Origin of the sequence: Corynebacterium belfantii (assembly GCF_041898185.1) — a bacterium.
In the GTDB taxonomy this organism is placed as follows: Bacteria; Actinomycetota; Actinomycetes; order Mycobacteriales; family Mycobacteriaceae; genus Corynebacterium; species Corynebacterium belfantii.
The window spans coordinates 1,681,313-1,692,595 of record NZ_CP157823.1; the positions used below are offsets into that span (position 1 = coordinate 1,681,313).

General features: G+C 51.4%; 12 protein-coding genes. 1 reads left to right on the forward strand and 11 read right to left on the reverse strand.

What is annotated here, in order from left to right; translation table 11 throughout:
• Positions 1 to 174: 174 nt before the first annotated feature.
• The 3 genes from rpsO to ABMV07_RS08410 all read right to left on the reverse strand — a co-directional run bounded on the left by rpsO (position 175) and on the right by ABMV07_RS08410 (position 2,606).
• Positions 175 to 444, reverse strand: coding sequence for a 30S ribosomal protein S15 (gene rpsO, locus ABMV07_RS08400; RefSeq protein WP_088266269.1), 270 nt, complete (start codon positions 442 to 444; stop codon positions 175 to 177).
• A gap of 171 nt (positions 445 to 615) precedes the next feature.
• Positions 616 to 1,575: a nucleoside hydrolase gene (locus ABMV07_RS08405; protein WP_088266267.1), complete on the reverse strand. Its 960-nt coding sequence runs from the start codon at positions 1,573 to 1,575 to the stop codon at positions 616 to 618.
• Positions 1,576 to 1,634: 59 nt separating this feature from the next.
• Positions 1,635 to 2,606 (reverse strand): bifunctional riboflavin kinase/FAD synthetase, encoded by a 972-nt coding sequence (locus tag ABMV07_RS08410; RefSeq protein WP_088266266.1) that lies wholly within the window; start codon positions 2,604 to 2,606, stop codon positions 1,635 to 1,637.
• Between the two features lie 22 nt (positions 2,607 to 2,628).
• Between ABMV07_RS08410 and truB the strand changes: the two genes are divergently transcribed.
• Positions 2,629 to 3,531, forward strand: coding sequence for a tRNA pseudouridine(55) synthase TruB (truB, locus tag ABMV07_RS08415; RefSeq protein ID WP_088266265.1), 903 nt, complete (start codon positions 2,629 to 2,631; stop codon positions 3,529 to 3,531).
• On the opposite strand, the gene ABMV07_RS08420 is transcribed toward truB, so the two are convergent.
• The 8 genes from ABMV07_RS08420 to ABMV07_RS08455 all read right to left on the reverse strand — a co-directional run bounded on the left by ABMV07_RS08420 (position 3,528) and on the right by ABMV07_RS08455 (position 11,264).
• Positions 3,528 to 4,220, reverse strand: coding sequence for a 4'-phosphopantetheinyl transferase (locus tag ABMV07_RS08420; RefSeq protein WP_088266264.1), 693 nt, complete (start codon positions 4,218 to 4,220; stop codon positions 3,528 to 3,530). The genes truB and ABMV07_RS08420 overlap by 4 nt on opposite strands.
• Positions 4,217 to 5,023 (reverse strand): metallophosphoesterase family protein, encoded by an 807-nt coding sequence (locus tag ABMV07_RS08425; protein WP_088266263.1) that lies wholly within the window; start codon positions 5,021 to 5,023, stop codon positions 4,217 to 4,219. Before ABMV07_RS08425 ends, ABMV07_RS08420 begins: the two co-directional genes overlap by 4 nt.
• Positions 5,024 to 5,069: 46 nt before the next feature.
• The gene (locus tag ABMV07_RS08430) at positions 5,070 to 6,389 is read right to left on the reverse strand and encodes an MATE family efflux transporter (protein WP_088266262.1); all 1,320 of its coding nucleotides are present in this window, start codon (positions 6,387 to 6,389) and stop codon (positions 5,070 to 5,072) included.
• A complete protein-coding gene (locus ABMV07_RS08435) occupies positions 6,386 to 6,901 on the reverse strand; it encodes a bifunctional oligoribonuclease/PAP phosphatase NrnA (protein WP_234917869.1) in 516 nt (171 codons plus the stop codon). Before ABMV07_RS08435 ends, ABMV07_RS08430 begins: the two co-directional genes overlap by 4 nt.
• A 12-nt stretch (positions 6,902 to 6,913) precedes the next feature.
• Positions 6,914 to 7,375: a bifunctional oligoribonuclease/PAP phosphatase NrnA gene (locus tag ABMV07_RS08440; RefSeq protein WP_229254929.1), complete on the reverse strand. Its 462-nt coding sequence runs from the start codon at positions 7,373 to 7,375 to the stop codon at positions 6,914 to 6,916.
• Positions 7,368 to 7,811 (reverse strand): 30S ribosome-binding factor RbfA, encoded by a 444-nt coding sequence (gene rbfA, locus ABMV07_RS08445; protein WP_196977224.1) that lies wholly within the window; start codon positions 7,809 to 7,811, stop codon positions 7,368 to 7,370. Before rbfA ends, ABMV07_RS08440 begins: the two co-directional genes overlap by 8 nt.
• Before the next feature lie 139 nt (positions 7,812 to 7,950).
• Positions 7,951 to 10,821, reverse strand: a complete 2,871-nt coding sequence (infB, locus tag ABMV07_RS08450; RefSeq protein ID WP_088266260.1) for a translation initiation factor IF-2 — start codon at positions 10,819 to 10,821, stop codon at positions 7,951 to 7,953.
• Between the two features lie 110 nt (positions 10,822 to 10,931).
• The gene (locus ABMV07_RS08455; RefSeq protein WP_088266259.1) at positions 10,932 to 11,264 is read right to left on the reverse strand and encodes a YlxR family protein; all 333 of its coding nucleotides are present in this window, start codon (positions 11,262 to 11,264) and stop codon (positions 10,932 to 10,934) included.
• Positions 11,265 to 11,283: the final 19 nt, after the last annotated feature.

Genomic DNA, 11,283 nt, shown 5'->3' on the forward strand with positions numbered 1-11,283 from the left:
AATTTTTCGTGCATGCGATCATCGGTGTCGCTTGCTTGCCGAAAATTCATTCTTCTTATGGCAACGATCAAACTCTAGCATGAACAAACTAAGAAAGCCGCCTGAAATCTCAGCGCACTTGCTAAGACCTCAGGCGGCAAGGTTGTTAATGCAACCATATAACGGCAAAGCTGATTATCGACGCAGACCCAAACGTGCGATCAGGTCACGGTAACGATCAACGTTGTTGTCAGCCAAGTACTTCAGCAGACCCTTGCGGCGACCAACCAACAACAGCAGACCACGACGAGAGTGGTGATCGTGCTTGTGGAACTTCAGGTGCTCGGTCAGCTGGTTGATGCGTGCGGAAAGCAACGCAACCTGAGCTTCTGGAGAACCGGTGTCGGTCTCGTGAAGGCCGTACTCAGCCAAGATGGATTTCTTCTGCTCAGCGCTTAAAGCCATGAGTAAAACTCCTAGTTAATATTTCAGTCCACATAAAAATCAGTGCTCTAACTACAAAATAATCATAAAAAGAACACGGAACCTCACTGCTGTGAACCGCAGTAAAAGAACCTCGAACAGCTTAGCACATAGTGTGCCGCTGCCGTATCATTTTTCTAAATATCTATTTCATCATCGCGCATTGCCACCTTGAGCAACCCGAGTAATTCGTTCCATGAATTCCTTGAGGAATCGATCAACGTCTACCCCAACAGCAACCTTGCAGTTCTTATGTGAATCGTTAAGGCGGACTTCGTCACCAATGGTACGTCCACGTGTGGGCCCCTCAGTGTCCACTTTGAGGTTAATAGGTAGCAAGGTCACCAGCGATGGATCGATCGCGACACCCACAGCTAATGGATCGTGCAAACCACAGCCGCCAAGGTGAGGGGCTGTGGTGTCATACGCCTTAATGTAATAGTCCGTCGCATCAGCCAAGAAATTGCCAGCAGGTGTACCAAGCGCTCGCCACGTAGCGGTCTCCGCATACGTGAGAAGCGTTTGCAGAGTCACATCAAGGCCCACCATCGTAATATCCCCTGCATTGCGCACCATGATATCCGCAGCCTCAGGGTCTTGATTGACATTGGCTTCTGCCCACTGACTGACATTGCCAGGAACCGTAAGTGCACCACCCATAAATACGATCTGTGCATCCCTTGCAAATGTCTCGCTCTTTTTCATGGCTGCAGCTATGTTGGTCATTGCGCCAGTAGGAACAATGATGAGCTCATCTCCGTAACGTTCAACGGATTCAATCAAGAAATCGACCGCGCTGAGTTCCTGTACAACACCAACTGGTTCAGCAACCTCAGCCTCACCAATGCCATTTTTGCCATGGATGAATGCAGAGATTTCCAAAACTTCAAAGCCATCTTTCGCCAGCGCATGCGGTTCACCAGCAAAAACAGGAACGTCGCTACGCCCGAAAAGTTCAAGAAGAGCAAGATCGTTTCGTACGCCTGTTTCTACCAAGACGTTTCCATAAGTGGCGGTCACACCGATGAGATCAAGTTCAGGAGAACCTAACGTATAGGCCAATGCCAGAGCATCATCGATACCAGTGTCCAAATCAAGGATAATTTTTTTCATCTCGAAGGTCCTTTAGCTGCGTTCGGAGGGGATGGAACAAGAAATGATCTACGAAAGATTTAGATATGCAATATGGCACGCGTTTGGGTTACATCATTTTCAATAGCAACAAGCAACTCATCAATGCCATCAAATTTGACCATCGGACGAATCCGATCAACGAACTCTGCGACTATGGAATGCCCATAAAGATCGGCATGGCGGTCGAGTACAAAGGACTCTACGCTGCGACGCTTATCGCCGAAAGTAGGATTGTGTCCGACTGAAATTGCAGCCGGATACCGCACCCCACGCACCATATCACCATCAATGGGCGCCGAAGAAGTAACAGTGAGCCAACCTGCATAGACGCCGTCTTCTGGCAACGCGATACTATCAGGAAAATAAAGGTTTGCAGTCGGAAAACCGAGTTCTTTGCCGCCACGACCGGCTCCACGCACAACATCGCCGTGGACAGAGAATTCACGGCCAAGGCCCCAATTCGCACGGCGAATATCCCCCTCCTGCAAAGCCGATCGAATAACAGTGGAGGACACTACATCGCCTTTTTCCGTTAGTAGATCCAGTACGTAAATCTCAACTCCGTACTTCTCCCCTAACGCTTTTAGAGTGTCTGTCGTACCCGCAGCTTTGTACCCGAAAGTAAAATTCTTTCCTACTACTACTGCTTGAGCATTGAGTTTGTCTTTGATCACAGAACAGAAAAACTCTTCAGGCGACAAGTGCGAGAGTTCCGCAGTGAAATTCATAGCGAACATGTGATCAACGCCTAAAGATTCTGCTAAATCTGCTCGCTGATTTACCGTTCCCAGCAATGGAGGCATCTTGTCAGGTCGCAGGACCGACAACGGATGCGGGTTAAACGTCACGAGCACACTAGGAACTCCCAATGCTTGTGCTCGATCAGTCGCTGCTGCTACAAGGGTTCGGTGACCACGGTGAACACCATCGAATACACCAATGGTGATAACTGAGGCTTTCAAGTCTGCTGGAATATCTTCTAATCTGTGCCAAATGTCCACCTGATCCACTTTAAGCCATAGACTGTCATCTATGAACGATGCCCTCGCAAACTCAGGCCTTGTGATTGTCGACAAATCTCAAGGAATGACCTCCCACGACGTTGTTTCTAAAATCCGTCGGATCTTTTCCACCAAAAAGGTGGGGCATGCCGGAACCCTCGACCCTATGGCTACAGGAGTGCTCGTATTAGGACTAGAGCGCGGAACCAAATTCCTAGCACATATGGTTGCGTCCACAAAGTCCTATGCGGCCACTATTCGTCTCGGTGCTGCTACTACTACCGATGACCGTGAAGGCGAAACGATCACTTCAGCTTCACCAGATCAACTGGCAGCAATCACCGAAACCATGATCTCCGATGCCGTTGAGCAGTTTCGGGGGTCTATCATGCAACGTCCTGCTGCAGTGAGCGCAATCAAGATAGATGGGAAAAGAGCTCATCAACGCGTACGCGAAGGTGAAAAAGTAGAAATTCCAGCACGGCCGGTCACCATTTCTCGTTATGACATTTTAGAGATTCGTCGTAACGCAGCTTTCATCGACATCGACGTAGAAGTTGATTGTTCTTCCGGGACCTACATTCGGTCACTAGCCCGCGATCTCGGCGAAGAACTCGGAGTAGGTGGGCACTTAACCGCGTTACGACGAACACAGGTAGGACCGTTTACGCTCGATAATGCTGTAACACTCGAAAAATTGGAAGAAACTCCACACGTATCTTTGACCCTTGACCAAGCATTAGCAGCGAGCTACCCAGTTCTTTCTGTTTCAGAAAAAGAGGCGAGCAATCTCGCCATGGGCAAATGGCTCGCACCACGCGGTCTGAAAGGAACCCATGCAGCGGTCGATCCTCATGGACGTACTATCGCCCTGGTAAAAGAACAAGGCAAACGGCTAGCCACCATATTTGTGGCACGTCCATCGACTCTTTAACCCCTCGCGGGGATGACAGTGGTTGCTACGACATAGCCATCATGTATTGCCCACTTTCCTTCGATAAAAGGTAACGGGGTGGGCCGAATGAGCAAATAAGAAATAAACGTGCCATCGGCCCTAATATCGATTTCTGCCTGATCAAAATCCAGCCATCGCTGAGTAATCGGGAACCAAGCCTTATAGGTGGCTTCTTTGGCACAGAACAACAACCGATCAGCGAATAATAAACCTCTAGCACGCAGATCATCCAACATGGCGATTTCATTGGGCCGCGCAATTGAACCCAAAATACCGCCAGGCAATTCCTCAGCGATCTCTGCATCAATGCCCATAGAAGCTACTTCTGTAGTCGGCGCAACAACAGCCGCTCTCAAGCCCTCCGTATGCGTTAATGATCCGGCAATACCAACCGGCCACAAAGGCATACCCCGTTCACCGCGTAAAATTGCCGGATGATCATATAGCCCCAACTTGCGCAAACTTTGGTGTGCACACCAACGTGCGTCACCAAACTCAGCACGGCGAACGGCAACCGCATTTTTCACCTGTGCTTTTTCTAAAACATGCAGTCTATTAAAATTTGATAAATCCGGTGTATGCCTTGGAACCAATAATGCAGTACTACGAGCTGATTGCGGGAACAACCTCGAATTCAGGGCATACTCGCTATTATTACCTGCTATCATGCCGCCACCTCCGAGGTCATGACGGGAAACGGCCACGAACGATCTGCGATATTTTTTGACCATTGATGCGGGTAACCAAGCGAGACTTCTACGTGACGAACTCCGTCGATAATGCGCTCATTCGGCACATGGAGGTGCCCATACACAACGGTGGTAGCGCTATACCGAACCGGCCACGAGCGTGTGTGCCGAGTGCCGCACCACAACCCAATCTCAGGAATAGGTAGTTCAGATACTGGTTCTTGGACCAAAGGCCAGTGATTAATGAGGATCTTCGGTCCGCGTTCCCTACTTAAGCGATGTACCGAATACGCCAAGCGGTCCCAACACCAAGCGCGAATATCCACAAAAGGCGCAATAGCAAACTGATCAGTTAGCACGAGTTGCTTGTCATGTGCAGATTGCAACGCAGCCTCAATCGTCTGGCCTTCTGGCCGAAACGAATAGTCGTAGAGAGTAAAAAGCGGTACCACCGTTACGCCGTGAAAAACTGGATACGGATCCTCAGGCGTTAGCACATCAATTTGGCGACACCTCCGCACCAATTCGTCGTACTTCGCCCTGCCTTGAAAGCGATCACTGCTACGACAAAAAAGTTCGTGATTTCCTGGCACCCAAATAACTGTGGCAAAGCGTTGCCGAAGCTCATGAAGCACATCAATCACAATCGACGTACGCTCCGCCACATCCCCAGCAACAATGAGCCAATCAGAAGGATCATGGGGCTGAACCGTATCGATGCGACCACCATTAGCGCGTACAGCAGCATGCAGATCAGCAACAGCCCACAAAGTCTGAACCATCGTCGATCAACCTCCTTCAACCCCGCCACGACCTATAGAAATGCTTTTAGGATACCCTCGCCCATTTCATCGAGCGGAAACGCCACCAACACGTACCCAAACGAATACATAGAAAAGCGATAAGACCCCACCACACACCGACCAGCCCAGCATCAAAAATGAGCGCCAGCCATACTCCTGGAAGGAATCCACAGATAACCGATGCGATAGAAACGGTACGCAAAAAAGCAGCATCAGAAGCACCCAACAAAATCCCGTCCAGCGCAAAAACCATACCACCAAGTGCAATCAATGCCACGAGTTGCCACCACGGACCAGCCATAACGTCAAGAACATTCGTATCACGTGTAAATACCTGTGGGATCACCGACCACCCAACCGCAAATACAGCAGCTAAAACAACTCCAAAAAAAGTTGAGTATCGAATCGATTTTTCGCCAACAGCTCGAGCAACTGCTGCGCTTCCAGCGCCTAAAGCCGCACCGGTCAGTGTTTGGCCCGCAATCGCTAGTGAGTCGAGGACAAGTGTAAGGAAACCCCACAACTGCATAAGCACTTGATGCGCCGCTAACGATTCCGCACCAAAACGTCCTGCTACCGCAGCAGCAGACAAAAACGACACTTGAAACGAAAACGAGCGAAGTATTAAATCGCGTCCCAATGCCAGCTGTGTCTTCATAATTCGCCACTGCGGACGCCAGCTTCTGCTATGATAGTGGACTAAACATCCCACGAATAACACTGCTGTGATCGAAGTTCCCATAAGATTCGCCCATGCGGAACCTACGAGACCCCACCAATGCACAAAAAATGGCACCGCACACGCGCCGGGAATAACACCAGCCAGTGTAAAAACTAAGGGGGCTCGGGTGTTCTGGATCCCACGCAACCAGCCGTTACCAGCCATAATGACCAAAATCATCGGCACACCGAAAGCAGTGATACGAAGCCAATGCCCAGCATTATTAGCTACTTCTCGATTGCCTGTGAGCCACCAAGCGAATGTGGGAGCACCAAAGAACAAAATCGTTGCGAGCACCGCCCCCACCAGCAATGCGATCCATGTCGCTTGAACCCCTTCATACACGGCTTCGCCCTGTTTTCCCGCTCCATATAAGCGCGCTGATCGTGCGGTAGTTCCGTAAGATAAAAAAGTGAGCTGCGTGGTTACTTGGGAGTAAATTACAGTTCCCGCCCCCAAAGCTGCAAGCGCGACGGTGCCCAGACCACCGACAACGGCAGTGTCGAGTAACAGATACAGTGGTGTCGCAGCAAGAACTCCTAGAGAAGGAAGGGCTAACGCAAGAACTGTAGCGGCGGTAATATGCGCTGAGCGATCAGTGGTGTCGTTGAGAGATGTATTCATAACTTTGTTGTTTCAGCAGCAGCTGCAACTGCTGCCACAATGCTTCCAATTATTTCTTGTTCAGTCCCATGAAGAGTCATACCGGCGGTGTTAACATGGCCTCCACCACCACATATCCTTGCAATTGCTGCAACATCCCAAGATTCAGATCTTAAAGATATCGTCCACGTTTCCTGACTATATTCCTTTAAAACTACAGCAAGATCGACACCGTGTAGTCCCCTAACGTAATCAGCAATGCTTTCAACAGCGTCTCGCGAATAACCTTCGATCATCCAATGATGCACACAGGCAATCACAATGTTGACGTTGCTTCCGGTCGATTTGTGTGTGGACTGCTCAGTACGCAGCGAAGCCAACACCTGACCGATCAGGCGCATATCATCCAATGAATACGTATCAAACAAATTATGGTTAATCTGCTGAATATCGGCCCCATGCTCAACTAGCGTTTGGGCTAGATCATGAATACGTGGTCGTCCCCACCGGAATCCGCCAGTATCGGCTACCAATCCCGCATATAGTCATTGCGCGATATCCGGTGTTATTTCTACACCCAATGCTTGGCACAAGTCATAGACAATTGACGTTGTTGACTCAGATTGCGCATCCACTAGATTTATGTCGCCGAACCCGTGGTTCGTTGCATGGTGGTCCAAGACTATAACTGGTTGTTTGGCTTCCACAATAGATTTTTGTAGAGCGCCCAACCGCGATAAAGCCGCGCAATCGACTGCAATGATGAGATCACACGGTGGAAGTTCGGTTGCTAGATTAATCGTATATGCACTCGGTAACCACATGAACGACGCCCCGATTGGATCATCTTGCCCGATGAAACCCTGCGCGTGACATCCTGTTTGCTGGAGACCAAGTACCAAGGCGCACACGCTACCGACTGCATCTGCATCAGGGCGTTCATGACCGACTACACAAATATGGTGCGCCTTGAGAATGTGCTGCTCTATCAGCTCGACATTAGTCATTCATCGCATCGTCATCTTTGTAAGGATGAGCATCTCCTGCTGGCTGGGCATTCTTTTTCAGCTCTGCTAGTTCGAGATCGCGTGCTCTTGCACGAGCTAACAGATCCTCCATATGAGCACTTGCTTCAGGAACTGTATCAAGATCGAAAGACAACGTCGGTGTAAAACGAACTGACAGCTGATCACCTACGATTTTGCGTAGCTGGCCGCGAGCACGCTGTAGTGCTTCGGCTGCAGCTTTGAAATCAGGTTGGTCATCAATAGTCCGGCCACGAACTGTGTAATAGACCGTTGCATCATGTAGGTCACCGGTGACACGAGTATCAGTAACGGTGACATATTCTAGGCGACGGTCTTTGACCTCTCGTTCAATTGCGGTTGCAACGATAGTCTGGATTCGTTTTGCTAGACGTGCTGCGCGTGCATGATCGACCATGATGCGTGCTCCTTATTTATTACTGTATTTTCTTAAAAGCCTAGCCGAGACTACCACTTATATCGAAAGGGCACTGTTTCCAATGGAATGACTCAACATTCCTATGAGAAACAGTGCCCTTTCGATACGGAGCTATCGATTAGGTGCGAGGAACCTCGACCTGCTCGAAGACCTCAATGATGTCACCTACCTGGATATCTGGGTAGGACAGGACCATACCGCATTCGTATCCGGCCGCAACCTCAGTTGCGTCATCCTTTTCGCGGCGCAAGGACTCGATCTTGGCATTGTCAGCCACAACGGTACCGTCGCGAAGCAGACGGATCGATGCGTTACGACGTACCTTGCCCGACTCGACCATGCAACCAGCGATAAGGCCAACGGCAGACGCCTTGAAAATAGCGCGGATTTCGGCGCGACCAATTTCACGCTCTTCGTAAATTGGCTTGAGCATACCCTTCAGAGCTTGCTCAATTTCTTCCAGTGCACGGTAGATAACCGTGTAGTAGCGGATATCTACGCCCTCAGCATTAGCTTCTTCTGTAGCTTTGCCTTCTGCGCGAACGTTGAACGCAATGATCACAGCGTCAGAAGCTGCTGCCAAGCTCACGTTGGTCTGGGTGACAGCACCCACGCCACGGTCAATGATGTTGAGCTGAACTTCGTCGTCAACCTCGATCTTGAGAAGCGCATCTTCCAGAGCTTCCACAGAACCAGCATTGTCGCCCTTGAGGATCAGATTCAGGGTTGAAGTTTCCTTTAGGACGGAATCCAGGTCCTCAAGAGATACGCGCTTGCGTGTCTTCGCGGCCAATGCGTTGCGCTTACGAGCATTACGCTGGTTGGCGATCTGTCGTGCCACGCGGTCGTCTTCAACGACCAAGAGGTTGTCGCCAGCGCCAGGAACACCGTTGAGGCCCTGCATCTGAACTGGACGAGATGGACCTGCTTCTTCCACATCGTTTCCGTACTCATCAACCATGCGACGAACGCGGCCATATGCGTCACCTGCAACCACAGAGTCACCAACGCGCAAGGTACCACGCTGGACGATCACCGTAGCCACTGGTCCTCGACCGCGGTCGAGGTGAGCCTCGATAGCAAGACCCTGTGCATCCATGTCTGGGTTAGCACGTAGATCCAAGGAAGCGTCGGCGGTAAGCAAAACTGCCTCAAGCAGGCCATCAATGTTGATGTTTTGCTTTGCAGAAATATCCACGAACATGGTTTCGCCACCGTATTCTTCTGGAACCAGGCCGTATTCGGTCAGCTGGCCACGGATCTTATCTGGCGAAGCACCCAGCTTATCAATCTTGTTCACCGCGACAACGATTGGGACATCGGCAGCCTTGGCGTGATTGATTGCTTCCACTGTCTGAGGCATAACGCCATCGTCAGCGGCAACAACGAGCACAGCGATATCTGTGGACTTTGCGCCACGTGCACGCATAGCCGTGAATGCCTCGTGACCTGGTGTATCCAAGAAAGTGATCTTGCGGGAAAGATCATCGATGTTCACCGTTACCTGGTATGCACCAATACCCTGCGTAATTCCGCCGGCCTCATCAGAGCCAACATTTGTCTTACGGATGGTGTCCAAAAGACGAGTCTTACCGTGGTCAACGTGACCCATGACGGTAACCACTGGAGGACGCTTAGCAAGATCCTCTTCAGTACCTTCATCTTCACCGAACTGCAGGTCGAAGGACTCAAGGAGCTCACGATCCTCATCCTCAGGAGAAACGACCTCTACCTTGTAGTTCATTTCCTCGCCCAGCAACTGCAAGGTTTCTTCGTTGACAGAGGCAGTCGCGGTCACCATTTCGCCCAAGTTGAACAATGCTTGCACCAAAGCAGCAGCATCAGCATTGATCTTCTCGGCAAAGTCAGAAAGCGAAGCACCTCGTGCCAAACGGATCGTTGCGCCGCCACCATCAGGAAGGCGTACGCCACCAATCACGTTTGGTGCCTGCATTGCCTCGTACTCGTTACGCTTCTGACGCTTCGACTTACGTCCCTTACGAGGTGCACCGCCTGGACGTCCGAATGCACCAGCGGTGCCGCCGCGGCGTCCTCCACGTCCACCAGCGCTACCGCCGCCACCTGGGCGACCGCCACCGAATCCAGGGCGTCCACCTTGGCCACCTGCACCGCCACGGCCATTGCGGGAACCATTAGAACGTGATGGCATCTGACCTGGGTTTGGATGCGTTGGCATCATTGCTGGACTTGGACGACGTCCGCCACCTTGACGCTCTTGTCCACCAGACTGCTGCGAACGAGAGCCTCCCTGCGGACGAGGTTGTCCTCCGCGACCACCTGGGCGAGGTGCACGCTCTGCAGATCCGCCTTGACCGCCCTGTGGACGATTTCCACCTGGGCGTGGTCCGCCACTAGGACGCGGAGCATTACCGGAGCGGTTTCCGCCACCTGGGCGTGGAGCAGGACGAGAACCACTAGAGAATGGGTTATTTGCTACACGTGGTGCACGTCCGCCGGGTTTTGGAGCCGGCTTAGCCTGTGGGCGAGGCATGCTACCAGGAGTTGCAGTCGTAGACGACTGTGCTGCTGGCTTAGGCGCTGCTGGTTTAGGAGCCGCAGGCTTAGCCAGCTTAGGAGCAGAAGACTCAGCCTTTGCTGCGCTGAAACCTGGCTTTGGCACTGGTTTTGCGGCTGGTTTTGGAGCCGGCTTCTTTTCTGCTGCTGGCTTAGGCGCTGCAGGTTTAGGAGCCGCAGGCTTAGCCGCTTGTTGCGGAGTTGCTGCTGGCTTAGGCGCTGCAGGTTTAGGAGCCGCAGGCTTCTTAGCCTTGGGCTCCTGAGAAGCAGCAGGCGCCTCGGTGGTAACACCGAGCGACTCATAGTGCTTCTTCATTTTCTTTACCACTGGGGGTTCAATGGTAGAGGATGCTGTTTTAACAAACTCGCCCTGATCTTTCAGGGTTGCGAGTAATTCTTTGCTGGTTACACCGAGCTGTTTTGCTAGCTCATGTACACGTAGCTTTCCGGGCACTTTTCTCCTTGAGTTGCGGTAAGGAAGTCACAAGGCCCGGAAGGGGCTCGTTGTAGGACTTCCTACCTGATTGCTCTGACGTTCATCGCTGATGCTTCATCGTGTGCTCATCAGTGTTCGGTCTTCCTTACAATGTTGGGTCTAGCGGTCAGTCCCGCTAGGTACTCTCGTACATAACCGGTATCTACAACAGCAGATACCCTCAGCGCGCGATTAAACGCGCGCCTTTTTTCAGCTAGCTCCAGCGCTTCTAACGTTGGAGAAATCCACGCACCTCGCCCACCCTTTTTGCGCTGCGGATCGGGAATCACACGCACCGATGTTGATTCATCGGGATCTTTGAGGGCAACAACGCGCAGTAGAGATGCTTCGGGTAGCGGACGACGACGAGCGATACAAGTGCGAATGCGCTGTTGAGAGCGTTGATTCGAATCGCCGGGCATCCGTCTCCTTATCGATCTA

Coding starts and splice junctions, on each gene's coding strand:
- rbfA (WP_196977224.1), bottom strand. CDS start 7,811: ATGGTCGATCATGCACGCGCAGCACGTCTAGCAAAACGAATCCAGACT.
- ABMV07_RS08420 (WP_088266264.1), bottom strand. CDS start 4,220: ATGATAGCAGGTAATAATAGCGAGTATGCCCTGAATTCGAGGTTGTTC.
- ABMV07_RS08455 (WP_088266259.1), bottom strand. CDS start 11,264: ATGCCCGGCGATTCGAATCAACGCTCTCAACAGCGCATTCGCACTTGT.
- ABMV07_RS08405 (WP_088266267.1), bottom strand. CDS start 1,575: ATGAAAAAAATTATCCTTGATTTGGACACTGGTATCGATGATGCTCTG.
- ABMV07_RS08425 (WP_088266263.1), bottom strand. CDS start 5,023: ATGGTTCAGACTTTGTGGGCTGTTGCTGATCTGCATGCTGCTGTACGC.
- truB (WP_088266265.1), top strand. CDS start 2,629: ATGAACGATGCCCTCGCAAACTCAGGCCTTGTGATTGTCGACAAATCT.
- ABMV07_RS08440 (WP_229254929.1), bottom strand. CDS start 7,375: ATGACTAATGTCGAGCTGATAGAGCAGCACATTCTCAAGGCGCACCAT.
- ABMV07_RS08430 (WP_088266262.1), bottom strand. CDS start 6,389: ATGAATACATCTCTCAACGACACCACTGATCGCTCAGCGCATATTACC.
- rpsO (WP_088266269.1), bottom strand. CDS start 444: ATGGCTTTAAGCGCTGAGCAGAAGAAATCCATCTTGGCTGAGTACGGC.